Raw genomic sequence first — 21,484 nt, forward strand, 5'->3', positions numbered from 1 at the left:
GTGATTCACGATGAACCTACACACCCTGACCGTGGCCCAGGCCCATGAGCTGCTCGAACGCAAGGAGATCTCCGCGGTCGAATTGACCCGGGCCGTTCTGGATCGCATCCAGCAGGCCGAACCGGCCATCGCCGCCTATCTCACCGTTACCGCCGACCAAGCCTTGGAAGAGGCACGCCAGGCCGACCAGGACATTGCCCAGGGCTGTGCGGCCGCCCTGACCGGCATCCCCATTGCCCTGAAGGACGTGCTCTGTACCCAGGGGGTGCGCACCACCTGCGCTTCGCGCATCCTTGAAAATTTCATTCCGCCCTACGACGCCTTCGTGGTGCAGCGGCTCAAGGCCCAGGGCGCCGTCGTGTTGGGCAAACTGAACATGGACGAATTCGCCATGGGCTCCACCACCGAGCATTCGGCCTTTCAGGTGACCCGCAATCCATGGAACACCGACTGCATTCCCGGCGGCTCCAGCGGCGGATCGGCCGCGGCCGTGGCCGCCGACATGTGCCTGGCCGCACTGGGTTCGGACACCGGCGGCTCCATCCGCCAGCCGGCCTCCCACTGCGGCGTGGTGGGCCTCAAGCCGACCTACGGCCGGGTGTCGCGTTATGGATTGGTGGCCTTTGCCTCTTCCCTGGATCAGATCGGGCCGCTGAGCAAGAGCGTGGCCGACAGTGCCCTCGTGCTCCAGGCCATCGCCGGACACGATTCGGCCGATTCCACCTGCGCCCCCCAGCCGGTGCCCGATTACGGCGCAGCCCTCGGCCGGGGCGTCAAGGGGCTGCGCATCGGCGTCCCCGAGGAGTATTTCGACACGCCCGGACTGGACCCCGAGGTAGCGGCGGCGGTGATGAAGGCCATCGACACGCTCAAGGCGCTGGGCGCCCGGACGGTGACGGTACGACTGCCCCACACCCGTTACGGTGTGGCCGCCTACTACGTCATCGCCCCGTCCGAGGCCAGTTCCAACCTGGCCCGCTACGACGGCGTCAAGTACGGTCTGCGCAGCAGCGATGCGGCTGAGCCGGCCAACACCCTGATCGACATGTACCGCCGCACACGCTCCCAGGGCTTCGGCCCCGAGGTCCAGCGGCGCATCCTGCTGGGGACCTATGCGCTGTCCGCCGGTTATTACGATGCATACTACCGCAAGGCCTCCCAGGTGCGGACCCTGATCATGCGCGATTTTGCCAAGGCTTTCGAAAGCTGCGATCTCATCGCCTCGCCGGTGACCCCCACCCCGGCCACGCCCATCGGCGCCCACAGCGACGATCCCCTGGCCATGTACCTGACCGACGTCTACACCCTGCCGGCCAACCTGGCCGGGCTGCCCGGCATATCGGTACCCTGCGGTTTTTCCGGTCAAGGACTTCCCATCGGCCTGCAGCTCATGGCCGGCCATTTCCAGGAGGAACTGCTGCTCGCCGCGGCCCATGCCTTCGAGCAGGCCACCGACTTTCATCAGCGCAAGCCCGGCTTATGACCCCTTACGCTCGCGTGCGCAGTCCCGCAGGGACGTGAGTCTCGTACTCGTACTCGTTCTCGTACTCGAAAAGGATAGATGATGTTCGATCATGAATGACTGGACGTTTATCGCGTCAGCATTGAATTTGTTACCTGGTCATACCGGCTTGCCAAGTCGTTGAAGGGCGTGGATCGTCATGCCCGTGATCAATTGCTGAGATCCTCTCAATCGGTTCCGTTGAATATTGCAGAGGGGAACGGAAAGATCCCGTCGGCTGAGAGAAAACGTTATCAGCGTATCGCACTGGGTTCGGCGTTGGAAAGTGCGGCCACAATAGATGTTTTGGCGGCTTGCGGTGCAATAGAGCCCACAGCCGCAAGTGAAGGTAAGGCCTTACTAAGGCGAGTAGTGTCAATGCTTACGAGAATGGTATCGATGCCCACACAGGTTAGGGAAGGGATCGAGTACGAGTACGCGTACGCGTACGAGTACGATGAACCCAGGTTTCCTGGAATAAACAAGAAATCAACGTCACCAGGCGATAAGCCGAAAGATTGAGACACCCCATGACCATCCAGCCCGAAGGTGAAAACATCCGCAAGGCCGTCAAGTGGCTCGGCGCCGAACGCCAGGCCAACCCTTCGGTCCCGCTTCACAAGCTGATCGACCAGGCCTGCCTGCAGTTCAACCTGTCGCCCAACGAGGCGGCCTACCTGGAGCGGTTGGCCCGGGGGGACCGGACGGACGCCTGACCGGGTCCGAAACGAGATGATGGCTCAGAGCGTTTGACGTTCAGTAATGGTAACGGCAGGCGAGAATTCGGATTTTATCTTCTTTCACTTGATAAACCAAACGGTGTTCGCGGTCGATCCGGCGGGACCAGCAGCCGGAAAGTTCGTGTTTGAGGGGTTCGGGTTTGCCGGATCCGATGAATGGATCCCGCTGAACCTCCCTGATCATTTTCAGGATGCGCAGGGCTTTCTTGCGGTCTTGTTCGACCCACCATGCAAGATCTTCAAACCCGGCTGGATCAAATTCCAAGCTTCTTGCAGGCTTCGTCAAGGGCAATGCCTTTTTTCCGATTTTTAGCGTCGATCAATCGTTTTTTCATTGCTGCACTCTTGAGCAGGTAGGCTGTTTCCTTCTCTGATTGAATCTCGCGCCACAATTCAATGGGTACAATGACCCCTGTAATTTTATTGTTTTCATCGGCAATATATTGAATCTGTCCCATGTTGCTGACTCCTGATGTCGGGCCTGAAGCTAGGATTGATACGTCGGCCCGGCCATCGGTTTCCTCAACCATTCGATTGAGGCATTCTGATGATAGACGAAAATAGCACAGACAGGTTCTCTTGGCAATTTTGGCCTTTGGCCATTCGCTATCGTTGCGGATTCGATATTCACAATTATATTTTTGAACCCAATACTCATGGCGGTTGGCGTCATCGTTCTCATTCGCGAAGTGGTTCGGAGGTGCTGGCCCCAGCGGCCAATGGGCGACCTGAACCTCTCTATTCTGGGGCACTATTCGTAATGGGTCCACATGCGGATGATCTTGACCGTCTTTTCATCTTCGATGATCTGGTAGATCAATCGATGTTGGATGTTGATCCGCCGTGAATCGGCGCCAGTCAAATCACCGACGAGTTTTTCGTAAGGAGGGGGTGTTTGATAAGGATTCTCTCGAAGGATCTGGATCAGTTCCTCAGCCTTGGACCTGAGCCCTGATGCGGACAATTTTTTAGCGTCTTTTAGAGCCTGTTTTACGAAAACGATCCGCCAGTTCACCAATCGATTTCCTCGGTGCAATCTTCGATGGGCGTGGCCAGCCCCTCGCGAATGGATTCACGCATGCCGGGAACATTCAAGAGATATATGGTTTCCTGGATCGAGCGCCAGTCGTCCTCCGAAATGAGCACCGCGTTGCCCCTTTTGCCTGTTATGACAATCGGTTCGTGCGATTTGGATGCTTGGTCGATGAGGCGGTACAGTTTGGTTCGCGCCTCTGTGGCGGATAACGTGGGCATGGTGCACCTCGGTGTTTTTCGCCTAATGTACGTTATGGCGTACGTATTGTCAAATGCTCTCTTTTATAGCAGGACGAGATGATCATCAAAAGATCCTATCTTTCTCTTCCCTTTCGAATGATATCCACAATCTCTTTTGTGGTGATATTTGCCTTTATAAAAGGCACATCTAAAGGAGAAGATGCGGTTTGTTCAGGCGTTAACGCAAAAGTCCGCCCATCTTTCCTGCGAATTAACACCTTACCGGTGCTTTCCGCCTGTTCAAGGACGGTGGCAAGCTTTTGCCTGGCTTCCGAATATGTGTATACCTGCACTTTAAACCTCCAACGCATGAATGCGATGTCTCGCGCAGCGACGCATCCTGCCGGGGATCTTGCGCGTAAGCCTGTCAGAGATCAACTGGGTTGGGTTCGGTAACCTTTTATATTCGCCGTTATTTCGAGAAATGTTTTAAAATCTTCAGCGCCGTTTGCTCATCTTTGCAGGGCAGGACGATTTCCCCGATGCTTTCTGTTTTAATGGGGAGCGGCGGGGTTAAGACAGTATCTCCGTAAATCAGGCCTATTTTTTGATCCGAAACGCCGCTCAAGGCATTTTTGAAAATGCTTTGTCCGTGTTGATTGAGGATAATAAAAATTAAATATTCACCATTGCTATACTTCAAATAGGTATCCTCAACGGATTCAACCGCAATGGTGACCTCGTTGGAAAGACCCACCGCCTGAAGTTCTGGCTTGGATGCCTTTGTGTTAGCGCAGAAAACAGTCATTAAAGTAATTGCCGTTGTGAGAAGGACCGCCTTTGCATTCATTCGTTTTTCCTCTCGGAATCAAGGGTGTCTTGCAACGATACGGACATTTTGACCCAGTAAATGACTTTTCATACGAACCCTTGCTTTGCATGCACACATACCAAACCCAAATATATGGGTGCCGGGTCCTATCAGTCTATCGGTTTTTTCCGCGCTCCCGATGAAGTAATTTACTTCTATATCAAAAGTTGCTGTCGCACTTGATTCGCTTGTGAATGTCAGCTCCCAGGTAAATATGCCCCCGTAAAGCTTGCCAGGGCCAAGATCAATCCATGGGCCCCAAATGCCCGGGGGAGCCCATCCCTGAAAAATGGATGATGGCATGATTATCCTCCTGATTTTTTTGTCGTATGACACCTTCGCTAAGTCGGCTGGCCGAAGAAATACTATAGTGAACAAACCGCGAATGCGGCATTTAGGATGGCACCTTGAAGAATCTTAACCACCCATTGGTGTGGTAGGTCTTTATTGTTCTATGTGCTTAAATTATTCCGTAGATGAGGTCAATACCGAATTGTCGTGATGATGGCCAAAAAAGGCGTGGTCCATTATTGTTTTTATCTTGGCCATTGGCATTTGTACCGAATTCCGATAAGCGAAGTTGAATTCAATCTTGACCGACAAAGGATTCCCCATGCCCCGCATTCGCATTCTGCCCGACATCCTGGCCAACAAGATCGCCGCCGGCGAGGTGGTCGAGCGGCCGGCCTCGGTGGTCAAGGAGCTGGTGGAAAACGCTTTGGACGCCGGCAGCGACCGGATCTTCATCGATATCGAAAACGGGGGCCGCACCCTGATCCAGGTGGCCGACAACGGCCATGGCATGGATCACGACGACGCTCTGCTGGCCGTGGAGCGCTTTGCCACCAGCAAACTGCACCGCGACGAGGATCTGGCTGCCATCCGCACCCTGGGATTCCGGGGCGAGGCCCTGCCCAGCATCGCGGCCGTTTCCCATCTGACCCTGACGACCCGGTCCCGGGACCGCGAGGTGGGGGTGGCGGTGCATCTCCAGGGCGGCAAGATCGTCCAGGTGACCGAAACCGGCGCCGCACAAGGCACCCTGGTGCGGGTCGAACGCCTCTTTTTCAACACCCCGGCGCGCCGCAAGTTTCTCAAAACCGCGGGCACCGAGATGGGACACATCGCCGACCATGTGGCCGGCATGGCCCTGGGCTATCCCCAGGTGCATGTCAAACTGGTCCACAACGGCAAGACGGTCAAGCAATGGACCCGGGCCGCCGACGGAGCCGTGCGGGCGGCCGATGTGCTCGGCGCGCTCAAACCCGAGGAGTTGACGGCCGTGAGCGGCGAAAGCGGACCGCTGCGCCTGAGCGGCTACCTGGCGCCGGTGCGCCTGGCGCGCAGCACCTCGCGGGGCACCTTCCTTTTCGTCAACGGCCGGCGGGTTCGCGACCGGGTGATCCAGCACGCGCTGTTCGAAGGCTTCCGCGGCCGGCTGATGAAAGGCCAGTTTCCCCTGGCCGCCCTGTTTTTGGAGCTGCCCTTCGACCAGGTGGATGTCAACGTGCATCCCACCAAGCACGAGATCCGCTTCGTGGACTCGCGCCGGGTGCACGCCCTGGTGCAGCAATCCGTGAGTGCCGTCCTTTCCCAAGCCGAACGTCGTCTGTGGGGCGGTCCGGCGCCATCGGACCGAAGTCCTGCCGATACCCCGGCCGTGGCCGAACCCCGACCGGCCTACCGCGGCCCAACCCCGGCGGCCTGGACCCCGATCTCTACTTCCCGCCCGACTGTTTCTTCGCCACCGGCTGCGCGCCTTGAGCCGCCGGTTCACGAACCGGCCGCCGCACCGGATCGGGTATTGGATGCCTTTTCCAACCGGACCCAGACCCCGCTGTGGAAAACCCGCCGTTTTTCCGACCTGACCGTCATCGGCCAGTTCCGGGGCACCTACATCCTCTGCCAGGAGGGCGACAGCCTGATCCTCATCGACCAGCATGCGGCTCATGAACGGGTGGTTTACGAGCACCTCGCCAGAGGCGCCGGCCGCATCGAGGTGCAGCAACTGCTCATGCCCGAAACCGTGGAGCTGGGGTTTGCCGAAGCCGAGATGCTCGAACAGCTCATCGAGGGGTTGCGCGGACTGGGGCTGGAGATCGAACCCTTTGGCGGCACCACCTTCGTGGTCAAGGCCGTGCCCAGCCTGCTGGCCGATGAAGACGTGGGCCGCCTGGTGCGTGGGCTGGCCGAACGCAGCGCGGCGCTTGGCATGGGGGCCGGACAGGAGCGCATTCTGGACGCCTGTCGTATGGTGATGGCCTGCCACAACGCGGTGCGCGCCAAGCAACCCCTGGCCGACGCCGAGATCCGCCACCTGCTCGAACAGCTCGACCGCTGCGAGCAGCCTTCCTACTGCCCCCACGGCCGGCCCACCTGGATTCGCTGGACCCTGCGGGATCTGGAAAAGGCGTTCGGGCGGGTGGGGTAAGTATGTGGTGCGCGTAAATGAAATTCAGGCCTAGTGCGGCCGCATTTCGAAAAGGAGCATCGCGCATCATTTTTCAGGGATGTATACGCCGGTGGGACCGGCAGGCGATCCGGCCCTCACGCAAAGTCGTGTAAATGCCGGTAAGGTGCGCTCCGGACGGCCCGGAAACTCGCATGCGCTCAAACAGTCCGGGCCGTTTCTCCTCCGCTGCACCCAACCGGCATTAACACGACATGCGAACGAGGGCCCGGACCACCCACCGGCCCCACCTCCTTTTGTGAGTGACTCGAAATCAGGTCGTTTTTTTGGCACAATAGAAATCGCTTGGTTTCTTATGCGGCCACCTGTCTTCAAACCAACATTCCCCGGTCTGATGCCTTTAGGACTTTCAGGAAGCCATCAAATTTGATGGACTCGAAAGGAGTCGATGATGCTTCGTGCCGGACCCGGTATCAAGGTCTGGGGCAGGCTTTGATCCGCCATTCAGATCTTATTGGAAATACTGGATCCCGGTGTTCGCTATGAAGGTGGGAAAAGCAAGTTTCGTGCTTTCTTATGAGATCGTTGACTTTCAACGGCTTGTCCTATGGCCGGCAGAAGAGGAGCAGTGTGGTACTGAATTGCTCCTCAATCCTCTATGGCGGTAAACACCCTCAAATTGTGCAAGCCTTGCCGAAACCCAACAACCCCAACAAACTCGATTCACTCAAGAAACTATCAAAACCGCTTGACTTTAGATTTCTCTCTTGATATGAGTGCTGCATATTTGTGTGGCCAAATGTAATTGATTTCTGCCAATCAACTTAAGAGGCCCAATATCCAATTGAAACGAACTACGCGGAACGTCTCGAAAGGAATAAAGTTGGGAACGCAAGTGCGTTGGCGGCGTCAAGCTGCGTTTGGCTATTTTTGTTTTATTGGTTTGGTTTTCTTTTAACCCGTTCTTTAAGGAGGACAACAGATGAAGAAACTATTGGTAGTTCTTTTGGTGCTGGGATTGGCAGTCCCGGCAATGGCGGCCGATTGGAACTTTTACGGCAGCGCCAGGACCCATTTGGGGTATTACGATGTGGATGAGGATTTCGCCGGCGGTCCGGCAACGGCCCCCTCCATTCGCTCCGGTGGCGGGGACGATGACAAGGGTACGACATTAAACCTTTACGGTCAGAGCCGTCTGGGCGCCAAAGTGATGGCCTCGGACAACCTCACCGGTTTCTTCGAGTTCGGTATGCGCGAGACCAACAATAACTCAAAGGACGGAGAAGAGGTCTATCTGCGTATGTTCGGCGGTATCTGGAACTTCGGCGCCGGCAGCCTCATGGTCGGTAAGAACTACACCCCGGCCACCTTCCTGGGCTACTCGGGCATGGGCGCCGACCTGGGCGACAACGGCGATGCCAACATGCTGGTCAGCGGCCTGGCCTACATCAGCCGTCAGCCCCAGATTCGCCTGAGCTTCGGCACCTTCGACATTGCCTTGATTCAACCCAACGACGATGCGGACGATTTGGGACTTGGGGATATCGACTTTACCTTCCCGCGCATTGAAGCAGCCTACGTGTTCCGCACCCCGGTCTTCTCCATCCGTCCGGTAGTCGGCTTCCAGACTTATGAGGCAGAGGTTCAGGCGACCGGCGAAGACGAGACCATCACCAGCTACACCCTGGGTCTGGGCGCCACCGTTAACTTGGGGCCGGCCTACATCAAGGCGACCTTCTCTTACGTACAAAACCCGGGGAACTACGGCCAGGTCAACATTCTCGTTCTCGATGCCGCCCAGAGGGGTGCATTTAATGCAACCGCCGATGATGATGCCGAACTGATGCAGGGCACTTTCGTGGTCGGCGCCAAGATCAATGACATGCTGAGCATTGAAGCGGGCTTAGGCTACGGCGACATCGAGCAGGATGTCGCTCCTGGCGTTAAGGTCGAGCAGACCGGTTTCGTCTACTACTTGCAGACTCCCATCACAGTGGCAAAGGGCATGACTATCATTCCGGAAATCGGTATGGTGGACCGCGATGATCTGGAAGTGACCGGGGAAGCCGATAGAGACGCCGGCGAAATGATTTACGCCGATATCAGTTTCAAAGTTGACTTCTAATCTGCAACTGAAGTCGGTTGATCAAAACCAAAAGGCCGGGGCGTCTGCCCCGGCCTTATTATTTATGTGTGCCAGGCATGGCGTAATTCCATAGCGTGCGAGTCCCGAACAGGCCGTAGTGGTCGGAACTGTTAGTTGAAGGCAAGGGCGTTGTCGCGAGCCAAAGCCTGGAGGAAGCCGGAAGCAAAACCCGGACCCGACGAACAGAAACCGGATATAAGGCCGGTGACCGCAAGGTCATCTGGCCATGGGCAGAGACGCCCGGTAGCCACTCGGATGCGGCATCGGTAAATCCGGCGGGAACTGGAGGAATATGTTACGTCTTGCCCTGGGAGTTCTCTGTCCGACGATCAGGCTACCGATTCCGCAAGGCTCCCCTGCTCTATTGAAGTTATTCCTTGATTGATGGACCCGGCCAGCCTGCCGGAGATTTATTCATCGGTAATCCGATCAAATCGCGATGCAATCTTTTCCTCGATCAGAATCCCGGGGCTTTCCGCTTTTCCAGGAACCACCAGTCTATTGTTGGGGTAATGTCAAATCGAACCCAATCAAAGTGCTTTGGGCGTCGGCGAAGATGATGGCGCCCTCTTTGGATATCACCGCGGCCAGCAGTTCGTCGTCGCCGTCATTGTCGAAGTCGGCGACGAGCAGATCCTGGACGCGGCCGGTGAGCTGCCGGGTCTGCCAGGCCGGGGTCAAACCGAGCCCGTCCCACACCAGGGCGACGATGTTGGATTTGGAGAAGTAGCGCTGGCGGTCCAGCGTGCGGCCGGTGCTGCCGAAATTCCTGGCCGTGAGGATCTCGACTTTGCCGTTGCGGTCAAGGTCCACGGCCCGCATTCGAATGGGAAAATAGGATGCCGAATCCTTGGAGTCCGGATCGGTGGGCGGCGAAGCGAAGTAGAGGGTCGTCCCCCCGTAAGGATCATCACCCTTCCATTCTGTTTTTCCACTCTGTAGCAACAACTGAATCCGGTCCCTGGGCGTATAAGCGACAATGCTCTCGTTCTGTTCGGCCATGACATCGCCGATCGTCATGCCCAGAACATTGGCCTTGTTGGCGGCCAATACCTGATTCGTCGGTTCGTAATCGGCCCCTTTCCATTCCATCTCGAAGATGGCGCCATTGAAAGGATCGGTTCTACCGTTCTGGGGCTGGCCGTACAGACGGGCGCCAAGGACGGGGTGCCGAATCACGTTGTAGTAGTATCGGCTTTTTTCGACGATAGTCTTATAGTTGCCGCCGTCGAACTCGAGCACCGACGATGAGACCACGTCCAACCCGATGGACAGGGCGGTCACGAAGATCTCCGGCGTGCCGTTGCCGTTGATGTCGGCCACGCTGACGCTGATGTTGCGCACGAAGCGGTCTGTCTTGATCTCGGCCACGGTCTGCTGGCGGCCCTTTGAGAAGCGCAGAATCAGGATCTTTTCGGGCATGGCCACCACGGTTTCGAGCAGGCCGTCCTTGTCCACGTCGCCCACGTCGATGCCGTTGATCAGTTCGCTGAAGTTGCGGCTCTTCCAGAATCCGGGCTCGTGGCTGGTGCGCATGCCCTGGGCCGGCACGAAGGCCGGGTTGAGGGTGCTGGATGGTTGCTGTGTGGTACTGCCGGATAACGGGCTGCCGGCCAGCGGGCTGGCGGGCAGGGGGCTGGTGCCCGTAGTGATGGGTCGCCCCTGCTGGAGCAGTTTTTCCGGGTGCATGTGGATGTCCGGCTGGGCCGGTGCCCCTGACGCCGATGGCGGTGCTGTCGTGGGCGCTGGCGCGGCTGCCGGGCTCGGTGTTGCGACTGCGGCGGCCTTTTCTACGCCGAAAATCCGTTCGTTGATCTCGCCGGCCATCAGGTTGATCTCGCCGATGACGTTGCCCAGTCCCTGGGTCTGTTTGAAAAATGCCATGGGCGGCCGCGCGCCGGTGATGTCGAGGGTCTTGGCGTCGATGCTCACGCTGTCGCCCAGGATGGTCAGGCTGCCGTGGATGGCGTAGTCGGCGCCGAGCGCCTGGCCCACCTGGCGTGCCAGATCGTCGCCCTTGGCCTGGCCGGCAGCGGCCAGGGCGCTTTCCGTGGCGACGGGATCGACGACCGTCACCTTGCCCGGCTCGGTGAGACGCGAGGTGAGCATCTGGACGATGCCCTGGCGGAGAAAGTCGTAGTCCTTGTCGCTGTGGATGGCAAAGGGCAGTACGGCCACCCGGGCCGGTTCGGCCAGGGCAGTGAGGGGGATGGCCAGCAGGCAAATCATGGATATGAGAAGTCTTGAAAAATAGATGCGTGGGCTCAAAGGATGCTCCTTGCAATTTGTTTTCACTGTAATGAACTCGGTTGTACGGTCACGGGCGGGCATAAAGCCCGCCCCTACAAGGCCGGAGGGTGAAAAACGAGTTGTTCGACCCTCCAACTTCCGTTTCAGTCACCGGGCGGGTATCACGCCCGCTACACCGTTTGGGCATCGATCGTGCCGTTTGGCATACCGGGCGTCGTAGGGGCGGGATTCATTCCCGCCCGATCAGTCCCCCAACTTCCGTTTCAATATCTCGTTGACGATCTGGGGGTTGGCCTTGCCGCGGGTGGCTTTCATCACCTGGCCCACGAAGAAGCCCATCAGTTTGGCCTGGCCGCCCTTGTAGCGCGCCACCTCGTCCGGGGCAGCGGCCAGCACCTGGTCCACGGCCGCCTCGATGGCGCCGCTGTCCGAGACCTGCACCAGCCCCTTGGCCTTGACGATTTCGGCCGGAGATTGGCCGCTGACGGCCATTTCGTCGAAGACGGTCTTGGCGATTTTGCCGCTGATCGTACCGTCGTCCTGCAGTTTCAATAGCGCCGCGAAATCCTCGACCGTGATGGGCGAAGCCTCGATGCTCTTGTCCTGGGCGTTGAGCAGGCCGAGCAGGGGACCCATGATCCAGTTGGCCACGGTCTTGGGCTGGTCGTGCAGTTTGAGGCACGCTTCGAAATAGTCGGCCAGTTCACGGCTGCTGGTGAGCACGCCGGCATCATACTCGGAGAGGCCATGGTCGGCCTCGAAGCGGGCGCGGCGTTCGTCGGGCAGCTCGGGCAGGGCTTGGCGCACCGCTTCGATCCATTCCGGGGCGATGTCCAGGGGCAGCAGGTCCGGATCGGGAAAATAGCGGTAGTCGTGGGCCTCTTCCTTGCTGCGCATGGAGACGGTGACCCCCTTGTCCGGGTCCCAAAGGCGTGTCTCCTGCACCACCTCGCCGCCGTCGAGCAGCAGCTCGGTCTGGCGGGCGATTTCGTAGCGGATCGCCTTTTCCACATGTTTGAACGAGTTGAGGTTTTTTATTTCGGCCCGCGTGCCGAACTTTTCGATACCGGTGGGCCGGATGGAGACGTTTGCGTCGCAGCGGAAACTACCCTCTTCCATGTTGCCGTCGCCGATATCGATCCAGCGGACGATGGCCCGCAGGGTGCGCAGGTAGGCGCCGGCCTCTTCGGCCGAACGGATGTCGGGTTCGCTGACGATCTCCATCAGGGGCACGCCGGTGCGGTTCAGGTCCACGTAGCTGACCGGCCGGTCCGGGTCGTGGACCAGTTTGCCGGCATCCTCCTCCATGTGGATGCGGGTGAGGCCGATGCGGCGTCTTTCACCGTCGATCTGGATCTCCACGTGGCCGTTGACCGCGATGGGCAGCTCGTACTGGGAGATTTGATAGCCCTTGGGCAGGTCCGGGTAGAAATAGTTCTTGCGGGCGAGGCGGCTGCTGCCCGGCACGCTGCAGTGGGTGGCCAGGGCCATGCGCAGGGTGTAGTCCACCACCTTTTTATTGAGCACCGGCAGGACGCCGGGCATGCCCAGGCAGACCGGGCAGGTGTGGGTGTTGGGCGGCGCGCCGAACTGGGTCGAGCAGCCGCAGAATATTTTGGTGGCGGTCTTGAGCTGGGCGTGCACCTCCAGCCCGATCACGGGTTCGAATGTGGTCATGGAAGCCAGGTCCTCTTTTTCGCGATCGATGTTGGCGGGCGTCGGCCCGAACCATAGAACTTTGACCAATTGTCCCTTTTAAGTCAAGGGATTTTAACTTTGACAACGGCCCGGTGAACCGGTAGTAGCTGGCATTTCGAGCCAATCGGCCATTGTGGAACTGTATGGATCGCAGAACAAGGGAGACGGCGGTGCGATATTTCTTGTGTGTCATCGGCATGGTGATGATCGTCGAGGGGCTGCCCTATTTCGCCTTTCCGGATCGGATGAAGCCCTGGCTTCAGAAATTGATCGAAACGCCGGATCGGTCGTTGCGGAGGTTGGGGTTGGGGCTGATGGTCGGAGGTTTGGTCCTGGTTTATTTTGGAAGAGGTTAAGAGGAGAGTGTAAAGTTTAAAGTGTAAAGTTTTAAGTGAAGGTATTCTGTCGATTTGGATGGGGGGAAGCTTTTGATCCGGTATCCAGTGACTTTGAACATGTTGACTCCCGGTGTTCGCCGGGATGACGGAAATAACGAACTTTGATGGCTATGTAAAAAGTCCGGAATCAGGTTTTACCGTCATTCCGGCGAAAGCCGGAATCCAGTATTTTCAATCAGTTCTGGATGCCGGATCGAGTCCGGCATGGCGCCTCTGCGACTTTTTACGAGTTCATCAACCTTGTTTGCTTCAAGGAACAGCTATTTCATAAAAATCAAACATATGTACGAGTTGAACGATTATGGGTATGTGCTGCCTGAGGGGTTGATCGCCCAGCAGCCGGCCGAGCGGCGCGACCGGTCGCGGTTGTTGCGGCTCGACCGGATGTCGGGGCGTGTCACTCATGGCACGTTCGGGGATATCGCCGACCTGTTGGCGCCCGGCGATGTGCTGGTGCGCAACAACACCCGGGTGATTCCGGGGCGCCTGCTGGGACGCAAGCCCACGGGCGGTCGGGTGGAGGTGCTGGTGCTGGATTTCGCCCAGGGGGTGACGCGGGGCGAGTTCACCTGCCTGGTCAAGGCCTCCAAGCGCCCCAGGCCAGGCAGTCGCCTGATTTTCGACCAGGGGCTCGAGGCGCGGGTCCTCGATGTTCAGGAGCGCACCTGCACCCTGGCCTTCGAAGGGGTGCCCGATTTCGAGGCCGTGCTGGAACGCATCGGCCATGTGCCCTTGCCGCCCTATATCCGCCGGGCCGATACGAACGGAGACCATGATACCTATCAGACCGTCTATGCCGCTGAAAAGGGCGCCATCGCGGCGCCCACGGCCGGCCTGCACTTCACCCCGTCCCTGCTGGAGCGGCTGGCCGACCGGGGCGTGGTGATTGCCGATTTGACCCTGCATGTGGGCTATGGAACCTTTTTGCCGGTCGAAGCGCGCGATATCCGCGACCATCGCATGCATAGCGAGTGGTTCACCCTGCCCGGCGAGACGGCCGAGGCGGTGAACCAGGCCAGGGCCGCCGGCCGGCGGGTCGTGGCGGTGGGCACCACCTGCGTGCGCACGCTAGAATATTGCGCCGGCCCCGGCGGTCGCTTGGAGCCCCTCAGCGGCGCGTGCGACCTTTTTATATACCCCGGTTACGAATTCAGGGCGGTCGACGCCATGATCACCAATTTTCATCTGCCTAAATCGACCCTGCTGATGCTGGTATCGGCCTTCGCCGGACGGGAGCGGATTCTCGCCGCCTATGCCGAGGCGGTCAGGCTGGGGTATCGGTTTTTTAGTTATGGGGATGCGATGATAATTCTATGAAAAAGTTTAAAGTTTGAAGTGTTAAGTTTTAAGTGAAGGAATTCTGTCGATTTTGATTTGTTGATAAGTCGGTGAAAAGTCGCAAAGGCGTCAGGTTATGGCATATAGCTCTTTTGAGGATTTGGAGGTGTGGCGGCGGGCGAGCCGATTGGCTGTCGAGACCTACCGGGTGCTGGCCGATAGCAGAGACTACGGATTAAAAGATCAGATGACCAGATCCGCGGTTTCCATTGCCAGCAATATCGCCGAAGGAGCGGAGCGGGGGACCACGGCTGAATTCATCCGGTTCATCAGAATTGCCAAAGGCTCCGCCGCGGAATTGCGAACCCAATGTAACATCGCAAAAGAGATTGGCGCGATTTCTCAACCTTTAAAAATCAATGAACTGATCGCAGAATTGAAGGAGATCTCGAGCATGCTTCAGGGCCTCGTCGTTGCCCTGCAAAATAAAATAGATAGAATTCCACCACTTTAAACTTAACACTTAACACTTTAAACTTAATATCTTAAACTTTCCTATGCCTTTCCATCTATCCAAAACCTGTAGCGAAACCCGCGCCCGAGCCGGCCGCCTGGCAACCCCCCACGGCGACATCGAAACGCCGATCTTCATGCCTGTGGGCACCCAGGCCACGGTCAAGGCGGTATCGCCCGAAGAGCTGGTCGAGCTTGGGGCCCAGATCATTCTGGGCAACACCTATCATCTCTATCTGCGGCCGGGGGTGGAGACGATCCGGCGCTTCGGCGGACTGCACCGTTTCATGCACTGGGAGCGGCCCATTCTGACCGACAGCGGCGGGTTCCAGGTCTTTTCCCTGGCCGGTCTGTCGCGGATCTCGGAAGAGGGGTACGCCTTCCAGTCCCACCTGGACGGCGGCGCGCGCCACCTGCTGACGCCCGAGGGTGCGGTGGCGGTGCAGATGGGACTCGACAGCGACATCATGATGTGCCTGGATCAGTGCATCGCCTATCCGGCCGAACGTGGCGAGGCCGAGCAGGCCCTGGCCCTGACCAGCCGTTGGGCCCAACGGTGCAAGGCGGCCTGGCGGGCGAACGAAGGCTGCCCCAACCAGCTGTTCGGTATCGTCCAGGGCGGGATGTACAAGGATCTGCGCACGCGGTCGGTGGCGGAGATCGTGGGGGTGGGCTTTCCCGGTTATGCGGTGGGCGGATTGAGCGTGGGCGAACCCAAGGAGGTGATGCTCGAGATGGCCGACCACACCCTGCCGCTGCTGCCGGCCGATGCGCCGCGTTACGTGATGGGGGTGGGTACGCCGGCCGATCTGGTGGAGATGATCGCCCTGGGCGCCGACATGTTCGATTGCGTCATGCCCACTCGCAACGCGCGCAACGGCCAGCTCTTTACGCGGACCGGCACGATCAACATCAACAACGCCCGGTTCCGCGACGATACCGATCCCATCGCGCCGGATTGCGGATGCTATGCCTGCCGGCACTATTCGCGGGCCTACATCCGGCATCTGTTTCAGGCCAAGGAGATTCTGGCCCACCGGCTCGCCACCATTCACAATCTCCATTTCTACTTGAGTCTTGTCAAAGCGGCGCGTGTGGCTATATTAGAAGGAACTTTCGCGCAGTTCCGGCGCGATTTTCGTCATACCTATGAATCGTAGCAGGGCTGTCGCGCCCTGAAGCGGAAAAGGAGAATGCCCATGAAAGAGAAAGTCGAAGCGGCCATTGCCAGGATACGACCCATGCTGCAAGCCGATGGTGGGAATGTGGAGTTGATCGATGTGACGGACGACGGCATCGTCAAGGTGAGGCTTCAAGGCGCCTGCGCAGGTTGTCCCATGTCCCAGATGACGCTTAAAAACGGCATCGAGCGCATCATCAAGGAGACGGTGCCCGGGGTGAAAACGGTGGAATCGGTCTGACCGATAGAAGCCCACAAACCCAATAAGCCCAACAAACTCGAATAACCCGACAACCCTGCAAGGAGAGAACGATGTCCGTTGCCCGCAAGATCAGCGCGGTGATGCAGCAGTCTTCGTGGATTCGCAAGATGTTCGAAGAGGGCGCCCGGCTCAAGGCCAAGCACGGCGCCGATAAGGTGTTCGATTTCAGCCTGGGCAATCCCAACCTGCCGCCGCCCGCGCAGTTCGACGTGGCGCTGCGGGATGCGGTGATCACCTGTGGTCCTGGTGGGCACTGCTACATGCCCCAGGCGGGCTATCCCCAGGTGTGCGACGCCGTGGCCGATTACCTGGCGTCCGAACAGGGCGTGACGCCCGAAGCGGCCGACGTCATCATGACCTGCGGGGCGGCCGGGGCCTTGAATGTCATTCTCAAGGCACTGCTCGATCCGGGCGACGAGGTGATCGTGCCCACCCCCTGCTTCGTGGAGTATCGCTTTTACGTGGACAACCACGGCGGCGAGATCCGCATGGTGCCCACCCAACCCGATTTTACGTTGGACCTCGAGGCCATCGCGGCGGCCATCAACGCAAAGACCAAGGCGGTGCTGATCAATTCGCCCAACAACCCCACCGGCCAGATCTACACGGCCGAGAGCCTGGCGGCGCTGGGCGCACTGCTGCGGGACAAGGGCCGCGAGTTGGACCGCACGATCTACCTGATTTCCGACGAGCCCTACCGCAAAATCGTTTACGACGGCCACCGGGTCCCCAGCATTTTCCAGGCCTACCCGGAGAGCATCGTGGCCACCTCCTATTCCAAGGACCTCTCCATCCCCGGAGAGCGCATCGGTTTCGCGGCCATCAATCCGGCGGCGACTTACAAAACCGACCTGCGGGCCGGGTTTGCCCTGGCCAACCGCATACTGGGGTTCGTCAATGCCCCGGCCCTCATGCAGCGCGTGGTGGCCTGCCTCCAGGGCGCCAGCGTCGATATGGGCGAATACAAGCGCAAGCGCGACTTGCTGTGCGACGGGCTGGCCGCCGCAGGATACGATTTCGTCAAACCGCCGGGCGCGTTTTACCTCTTTCCGCGAACGCCCATCGCCGATGACGTGGCCTTCGTGCGCGAGCTGCAGGAGGAGTTGATCCTGGCGGTTCCGGGCAGTGGATTCGCCGGGCCGGGGCACTTCCGGTTGGCGTTCTGCGTGGATGACCAGACCATCGTCAATGCCATGCCCGGCTTCACACGAGTGATGGCGCGGTATAAAAAATAGGTGCGAGATCGGCGCCGCGCGACACACGACCATTCCATCGCTTCTCTTCCATGGTGCTCCCCTGAATCAGTAAAAGTTTCTTGAGGGTGGGCTTCGGGCCCACCCGGTTCCGCTCATAATTTTTCCAGTTTTGCCCTTGACACCGTGCCGATGGACGGGGTATAAATTGCAAAACGCAGAACACGGTTACACTAAATATTGTTTATTTTAAAAATCTGAGTCTATTATCAACAAAGACGGATTATTAAGACATATTTCGATGCGTAACACAATTACCCAATTCGTTCTTTTTCCCCACATCACCCCACAATGAGGCGACGACATGAAGATTCTCAAGATCGATCATCTGGGTATCGCGGTCAACAGTATCGACCAGGCCAGGACGTTTTGGAGCGATGTCCTGGGATTGCCTTTTGAAGGCGACGAGACGGTGGCCGAACAGAAGGTGACCACCGCTTTTTTCCCGGTGGGTGAGAGCGAAGTGGAGTTGCTCGAATCCACGGCGCCGGATGGGCCTGTGGCCAAGTATATCGAAAAGCGCGGCCAGGGGATTCAGCATGTGGCGTTTCGGGTTGCCGACGTGGAGGCCGCGCTGGCCGAGTTGAAGGCCAAGGGCGTACGGCTGATCGATGAAAAGCCGCGCATCGGTGCCGGCGGTGCCAAGATCGCCTTTCTGCACCCCAAAGACACCCACGGCGTGCTGGTGGAATTGTGTCAGCGTGACGGATAGGGGGTCGGTCACTGCGCTATCACCCGGCTAAAACGTCCCGGCATCAAGCCCGTGCCGGCGGGATCCGGGCCGGGATACCTGCAGTGGGTTTGAATCGATACCGGTGGTATTGATGTCGCAAATTGGGCCATTCGAATCGGGAATGTAACACGGTTGCGCAGTCGCAACCTTGGGTTGGCGTTGCCAAAGGACCTCTTCATGCCTATCAAATCCATTCAGACGCGTCGTTCGAACGCCAAGGGCCGCGCCGCCGCTGGGCCTGACGATCGTAAGGCAGTCCCTGAAAGGGTAACGGCGTTACCGCCGTTGCGGCCCGCCGTCAAGGCCCGCCTGGAACAGGCCGTACTGGATATTTTTTCCCATTCCGATTTTCACAAGGCTAATATTCGCGATGTTGCCAAGCGGGCCGGGGTGAGCTTCAGCACGATCTACAAATATTATGGCAGCAAAGAGCGCCTCGTGTTCGCATTCGTGGACGTGTGGCTGGGAGAGTTGACCGACCGGATCATCGACCACCTCCAGGGTATCGAGGACTTGAAGGAGAAGATGCGCAAGGTCCTCTGGCTGCAGCTCGACTACTACGAGCGCAATCCCCACCTGGGACGCATCATCTTCATGACCCTGCCCATGGCCACCTGGATGGCCGACGAGACCTTCAAACAGAAGAAGATGATCCATCTCTATCTCGACGTATTGAAGAAGGGCCAGGCGCAAGGCATTCTCAACCCCAACGTGCGGGCCGGTGTTCTGCTCGATTTCATGTTGGGAATGGTCCAGCGTTCGTTTACCATGTGGGCCCAGCGCGGCCAGAAGGAGAATCTGGCCGGCCAAGCCAACGTCATCTTCGAGATGCTGTGGCGAGGCATGACCTGCGACCCACTACCGAAAAAATAGCACGCTAAAAATAGCACTCTGAAAGGAGCACACCTATGGCCGGCATCGATCAATGGAAGGCGCTGGCCGCCAAGCAACTCAAGGGGCGGCCGCTGGAAGAATTGAATTGGGCCACGCCCGAGGGGATCACCGTCAAGCCTCTCTATACGGCCGAAGACCTGGAACGGCTGGAACATCTCGACAGCCTGCCTGGTTTTGCGCCTTATGTGCGCGGTCCCATGGCCACCATGTACGTCGGCCGGCCGTGGACCATCCGCCAGTATGCCGGCTTTTCCACGGCCAAGGCGTCCAATGCCTTCTACCGTCGCAACCTGGCTGCCGGGCAAAAGGGGTTGTCCGTGGCCTTCGACCTGGCCACCCACCGGGGTTATGATTCGGATCACCCGCGCGTGGTGGGGGACGTGGGCAAGGCCGGTGTGGCCATCGATTCGGTGGAAGACATGAAGATCCTCTTCGACCAGATTCCGCTGGACCAGATGTCGGTCTCCATGACCATGAACGGCGCGGTGCTCCCCATCCTGGGCATGTATATCGTCGCGGCCGAAGAGCAGGGGGTGGCGCAGAAACAGCTGACCGGCACGATCCAGAACGATATTCTCAAAGAGTACCTGACACGCAACACCTACATCTACCCCCCGGTGCCCTCCATGCGCATCGTGGCCGACATTATCGCCCACTGCTCCGAGCATATGCCGCGCTTCAACACGGTCAGCATCAGCGGCTACCACATGATGGAGGCCGGCGCCACGTCCGTGCTGCAACTGGCCTTCACCCTGGCCGACGGCCTGGAGTACGTGCGGGCCGCCCTCAAGGCCGGGCTGGACATCGACGCCTTCGCCCCCCGCCTGTCGTTCTTCTTCGGGGTGGGCATGAATTTCTTCATGGAGATCGCCATGCTGCGGGCGGCACGCTTCCTGTGGCACGAGCTGATCACGCCGTTCAACCCCAAGGATTCGCGCTCGACCATGCTGCGCACCCACGTGCAGACATCGGGTTGGAGCCTGACCCAGCAGGATCCCTACAACAATATCATCCGCACCACCCTGGAAGCCCTGGCGGCCGTTCTGGGCGGTACCCAGTCGCTGCACACCAACTCGTTCGACGAAGCCGTGGGCCTGCCCACTGATTTTTCGGCGCGCATCGCCCGCAACACCCAGCTGGTGATCCAGGAGGAGTCCGAGGTGTGCCGCGTGGTCGATCCGTTGGGCGGCTCCTACTACGTGGAGGCGCTGACCGGCGCCATGGTGGCCGAGGCGCGCAAGATTATCCAGGAGGTGGAGAAGCTGGGCGGCATGGCCAAGGCCATCGAGACCGGCATGCCCAAGATGCGCATCGAGGAGTCGGCCGCCCGGCGCCAGGCGCGCATCGATCAGGGTTTGGATGTGATCGTGGGCGTGAACAAATATCAGATCGAGGACAAACCCCTGGATGAAGTGCTCGAGGTGCCCGAGGCCGTGCGCCAGGAGCAGATCGACCGCCTGGTCAAGATCAAGGCCGAACGGGACGAGAACGCGGTGCAGGCGGCCCTGGCCGACCTGACGCGGGCCGCCGAATCGGGCGGCAACCTGCTCACCGCCTGCCTGCCGGCCGTGCGGGCGCGGGCCACGGTGGGCGAGATTTCCGATGCCATGGAAAAGGTGTTCGGCCGTTTCGTGGCCACCACCCAGGTGATTTCCGGGGTCTATGCATCAGCCTATAACGACCGCACGGTCATCGACAGCCTGCGCAAGCGTACCGAGACCTTTGCCGAGCGAGAGGGGCGCCGGCCGCGTATCCTGATGGCCAAGATGGGCCAGGACGGCCATGACAGGGGCGTGAAGGTGGTGGCCACGGCCTTTGCCGATTTCGGCTTCGACGTGGACATCAGCCCCATGTTTCAAACCCCCGATGAGGTGGCCAAGATGGCGGTGGAGAACGACGTGCACGTGGTGGGCGCCTCCACCCTGGCCGCCGGCCACAAGACCCTGGTGCCCCAACTGGTCGCCGCATTGAAACGCGAGGGGGCCGAAGAGATCAAGGTGGTGGTGGGCGGCGTCATCCCGCCCGCGGATTATGCTTTCTTGCGCGACGCCGGCGCGGCCGGGATCTTCGGACCCGGCACGTCGTTGATCAAATCGGCCAACGATGTGCTCAATGCATTGGAGAGCCGGTAGAACGAAATCA

Annotated in this window: 23 protein-coding genes; 14 read left to right on the forward strand and 9 right to left on the reverse strand. The window is 59.0% G+C overall.

Features of this window, described 5'->3' with window-relative positions:
• The first annotated feature begins 10 nt into the window (after positions 1 to 10).
• The 3 genes from gatA (at position 11) to DFT_RS01080 (ending at position 2,217) form a co-directional block, all read left to right on the forward strand.
• The gene (gene gatA, locus DFT_RS01075) at positions 11 to 1,483 is read left to right on the forward strand and encodes an Asp-tRNA(Asn)/Glu-tRNA(Gln) amidotransferase subunit GatA (protein WP_054029396.1); all 1,473 of its coding nucleotides are present in this window, start codon (positions 11 to 13) and stop codon (positions 1,481 to 1,483) included.
• 99 nt (positions 1,484 to 1,582) lie between these two features.
• Complete coding sequence (locus tag DFT_RS27155; RefSeq protein WP_083453245.1) at positions 1,583 to 2,023, forward strand: four helix bundle protein; 441 nt, start codon at positions 1,583 to 1,585, stop codon at positions 2,021 to 2,023.
• Between the two features lie 8 nt (positions 2,024 to 2,031).
• Positions 2,032 to 2,217 (forward strand): hypothetical protein, encoded by a 186-nt coding sequence (locus tag DFT_RS01080; protein ID WP_054029397.1) that lies wholly within the window; start codon positions 2,032 to 2,034, stop codon positions 2,215 to 2,217.
• Positions 2,218 to 2,257: 40 nt separating this feature from the next.
• On the opposite strand, the gene DFT_RS01085 is transcribed toward DFT_RS01080, so the two are convergent.
• The 7 genes from DFT_RS01085 to DFT_RS27160 form a co-directional block, all read right to left on the reverse strand.
• Entirely contained in the window at positions 2,258 to 2,506 is a 249-nt protein-coding gene (locus DFT_RS01085) for a Txe/YoeB family addiction module toxin (RefSeq protein ID WP_200906996.1), read from the reverse strand.
• Positions 2,496 to 2,699: a hypothetical protein gene (locus tag DFT_RS01090; RefSeq protein WP_054029399.1), complete on the reverse strand. Its 204-nt coding sequence runs from the start codon at positions 2,697 to 2,699 to the stop codon at positions 2,496 to 2,498. The genes DFT_RS01085 and DFT_RS01090 overlap by 11 nt, the downstream gene beginning before the upstream one ends.
• Positions 2,700 to 2,992: 293 nt before the next feature.
• Entirely contained in the window at positions 2,993 to 3,256 is a 264-nt protein-coding gene (locus DFT_RS01095; protein WP_054029400.1) for a Txe/YoeB family addiction module toxin, read from the reverse strand.
• Complete coding sequence (locus DFT_RS01100) at positions 3,253 to 3,495, reverse strand: type II toxin-antitoxin system Phd/YefM family antitoxin (protein WP_054029401.1); 243 nt, start codon at positions 3,493 to 3,495, stop codon at positions 3,253 to 3,255. Before DFT_RS01100 ends, DFT_RS01095 begins: the two co-directional genes overlap by 4 nt.
• A gap of 95 nt (positions 3,496 to 3,590) precedes the next feature.
• Positions 3,591 to 3,809, reverse strand: coding sequence for a type II toxin-antitoxin system Phd/YefM family antitoxin (locus DFT_RS01105; RefSeq protein ID WP_054030042.1), 219 nt, complete (start codon positions 3,807 to 3,809; stop codon positions 3,591 to 3,593).
• Between the two features lie 119 nt (positions 3,810 to 3,928).
• The gene (locus DFT_RS01110; RefSeq protein ID WP_054029402.1) at positions 3,929 to 4,306 is read right to left on the reverse strand and encodes a hypothetical protein; all 378 of its coding nucleotides are present in this window, start codon (positions 4,304 to 4,306) and stop codon (positions 3,929 to 3,931) included.
• 18 nt (positions 4,307 to 4,324) lie between these two features.
• Positions 4,325 to 4,630: a colicin Z C-terminal domain-related protein gene (locus tag DFT_RS27160; RefSeq protein ID WP_369688296.1), complete on the reverse strand. Its 306-nt coding sequence runs from the start codon at positions 4,628 to 4,630 to the stop codon at positions 4,325 to 4,327.
• Between the two features lie 310 nt (positions 4,631 to 4,940).
• Between DFT_RS27160 and mutL the strand changes: the two genes are divergently transcribed.
• A complete protein-coding gene (gene mutL / locus DFT_RS01115) occupies positions 4,941 to 6,758 on the forward strand; it encodes a DNA mismatch repair endonuclease MutL (RefSeq protein WP_054029403.1) in 1,818 nt (605 codons plus the stop codon).
• Positions 6,759 to 7,719: 961 nt separating this feature from the next.
• On the forward strand, positions 7,720 to 8,862 hold the full coding sequence (locus DFT_RS01120; RefSeq protein WP_054029404.1) for a hypothetical protein: 1,143 nt from the start codon (positions 7,720 to 7,722) through the stop codon (positions 8,860 to 8,862).
• 519 nt (positions 8,863 to 9,381) lie between these two features.
• On the opposite strand, the gene DFT_RS01125 is transcribed toward DFT_RS01120, so the two are convergent.
• The gene (locus DFT_RS01125) at positions 9,382 to 11,151 is read right to left on the reverse strand and encodes an FG-GAP-like repeat-containing protein (RefSeq protein ID WP_054029405.1); all 1,770 of its coding nucleotides are present in this window, start codon (positions 11,149 to 11,151) and stop codon (positions 9,382 to 9,384) included.
• A 225-nt stretch (positions 11,152 to 11,376) separates the two neighbouring features.
• Positions 11,377 to 12,810, reverse strand: coding sequence for an Asp-tRNA(Asn)/Glu-tRNA(Gln) amidotransferase subunit GatB (gene gatB, locus DFT_RS01130; RefSeq protein ID WP_054030043.1), 1,434 nt, complete (start codon positions 12,808 to 12,810; stop codon positions 11,377 to 11,379).
• 164 nt (positions 12,811 to 12,974) lie between these two features.
• On the opposite strand from gatB, the gene DFT_RS01135 reads away from it, so the two are divergent.
• From DFT_RS01135 to scpA, 9 genes are all read left to right on the forward strand, one after another.
• On the forward strand, positions 12,975 to 13,187 hold the full coding sequence (locus DFT_RS01135; RefSeq protein ID WP_235506148.1) for a DUF2065 domain-containing protein: 213 nt from the start codon (positions 12,975 to 12,977) through the stop codon (positions 13,185 to 13,187).
• 282 nt (positions 13,188 to 13,469) lie between these two features.
• Positions 13,470 to 14,546, forward strand: coding sequence for a tRNA preQ1(34) S-adenosylmethionine ribosyltransferase-isomerase QueA (queA, locus tag DFT_RS01140; RefSeq protein ID WP_369688297.1), 1,077 nt, complete (start codon positions 13,470 to 13,472; stop codon positions 14,544 to 14,546).
• 97 nt (positions 14,547 to 14,643) lie between these two features.
• Positions 14,644 to 15,021 (forward strand): four helix bundle protein, encoded by a 378-nt coding sequence (locus DFT_RS01145; protein ID WP_054029408.1) that lies wholly within the window; start codon positions 14,644 to 14,646, stop codon positions 15,019 to 15,021.
• A 43-nt stretch (positions 15,022 to 15,064) separates the two neighbouring features.
• On the forward strand, positions 15,065 to 16,180 hold the full coding sequence (gene tgt / locus DFT_RS01150) for a tRNA guanosine(34) transglycosylase Tgt (RefSeq protein ID WP_054029409.1): 1,116 nt from the start codon (positions 15,065 to 15,067) through the stop codon (positions 16,178 to 16,180).
• 39 nt (positions 16,181 to 16,219) lie between these two features.
• Positions 16,220 to 16,441: a NifU family protein gene (locus DFT_RS01155; protein ID WP_054029410.1), complete on the forward strand. Its 222-nt coding sequence runs from the start codon at positions 16,220 to 16,222 to the stop codon at positions 16,439 to 16,441.
• Between the two features lie 71 nt (positions 16,442 to 16,512).
• Positions 16,513 to 17,697, forward strand: coding sequence for a pyridoxal phosphate-dependent aminotransferase (locus tag DFT_RS01160; RefSeq protein ID WP_054029411.1), 1,185 nt, complete (start codon positions 16,513 to 16,515; stop codon positions 17,695 to 17,697).
• 322 nt (positions 17,698 to 18,019) lie between these two features.
• On the forward strand, positions 18,020 to 18,427 hold the full coding sequence (gene mce, locus DFT_RS01165) for a methylmalonyl-CoA epimerase (protein WP_054029412.1): 408 nt from the start codon (positions 18,020 to 18,022) through the stop codon (positions 18,425 to 18,427).
• A 198-nt stretch (positions 18,428 to 18,625) separates the two neighbouring features.
• Positions 18,626 to 19,321: a TetR/AcrR family transcriptional regulator gene (locus tag DFT_RS01170; protein ID WP_083453247.1), complete on the forward strand. Its 696-nt coding sequence runs from the start codon at positions 18,626 to 18,628 to the stop codon at positions 19,319 to 19,321.
• A 35-nt stretch (positions 19,322 to 19,356) separates the two neighbouring features.
• A complete protein-coding gene (gene scpA, locus DFT_RS01175; RefSeq protein ID WP_054029414.1) occupies positions 19,357 to 21,474 on the forward strand; it encodes a methylmalonyl-CoA mutase in 2,118 nt (705 codons plus the stop codon).
• Positions 21,475 to 21,484: the final 10 nt, after the last annotated feature.

It is taken from the genome of Desulfatitalea tepidiphila (assembly GCF_001293685.1).
Lineage (GTDB): Bacteria > Desulfobacterota > Desulfobacteria > Desulfobacterales > Desulfosarcinaceae > Desulfatitalea > Desulfatitalea tepidiphila.

Excerpts from the sequence above, each read along its gene's own strand:
- DFT_RS01135 (WP_235506148.1), top strand. The coding sequence starts at position 12,975 with ATGGATCGCAGAACAAGGGAGACGGCGGTGCGATATTTCTTGTGTGTC.
- scpA (WP_054029414.1), top strand. The coding sequence starts at position 19,357 with ATGGCCGGCATCGATCAATGGAAGGCGCTGGCCGCCAAGCAACTCAAG.
- DFT_RS01090 (WP_054029399.1), bottom strand. The coding sequence starts at position 2,699 with ATGGGACAGATTCAATATATTGCCGATGAAAACAATAAAATTACAGGG.
- mce (WP_054029412.1), top strand. The coding sequence starts at position 18,020 with ATGAAGATTCTCAAGATCGATCATCTGGGTATCGCGGTCAACAGTATC.
- DFT_RS27160 (WP_369688296.1), bottom strand. The coding sequence starts at position 4,630 with ATGCCATCATCCATTTTTCAGGGATGGGCTCCCCCGGGCATTTGGGGC.
- DFT_RS01155 (WP_054029410.1), top strand. The coding sequence starts at position 16,220 with ATGAAAGAGAAAGTCGAAGCGGCCATTGCCAGGATACGACCCATGCTG.
- DFT_RS01120 (WP_054029404.1), top strand. The coding sequence starts at position 7,720 with ATGAAGAAACTATTGGTAGTTCTTTTGGTGCTGGGATTGGCAGTCCCG.
- DFT_RS01160 (WP_054029411.1), top strand. The coding sequence starts at position 16,513 with ATGTCCGTTGCCCGCAAGATCAGCGCGGTGATGCAGCAGTCTTCGTGG.
- mutL (WP_054029403.1), top strand. The coding sequence starts at position 4,941 with ATGCCCCGCATTCGCATTCTGCCCGACATCCTGGCCAACAAGATCGCC.
- gatA (WP_054029396.1), top strand. The coding sequence starts at position 11 with ATGAACCTACACACCCTGACCGTGGCCCAGGCCCATGAGCTGCTCGAA.
- DFT_RS01100 (WP_054029401.1), bottom strand. The coding sequence starts at position 3,495 with ATGCCCACGTTATCCGCCACAGAGGCGCGAACCAAACTGTACCGCCTC.
- DFT_RS01170 (WP_083453247.1), top strand. The coding sequence starts at position 18,626 with ATGCCTATCAAATCCATTCAGACGCGTCGTTCGAACGCCAAGGGCCGC.
- gatB (WP_054030043.1), bottom strand. The coding sequence starts at position 12,810 with ATGACCACATTCGAACCCGTGATCGGGCTGGAGGTGCACGCCCAGCTC.
- DFT_RS01110 (WP_054029402.1), bottom strand. The coding sequence starts at position 4,306 with ATGAATGCAAAGGCGGTCCTTCTCACAACGGCAATTACTTTAATGACT.
- DFT_RS01145 (WP_054029408.1), top strand. The coding sequence starts at position 14,644 with ATGGCATATAGCTCTTTTGAGGATTTGGAGGTGTGGCGGCGGGCGAGC.
- DFT_RS01080 (WP_054029397.1), top strand. The coding sequence starts at position 2,032 with ATGACCATCCAGCCCGAAGGTGAAAACATCCGCAAGGCCGTCAAGTGG.
- tgt (WP_054029409.1), top strand. The coding sequence starts at position 15,065 with ATGCCTTTCCATCTATCCAAAACCTGTAGCGAAACCCGCGCCCGAGCC.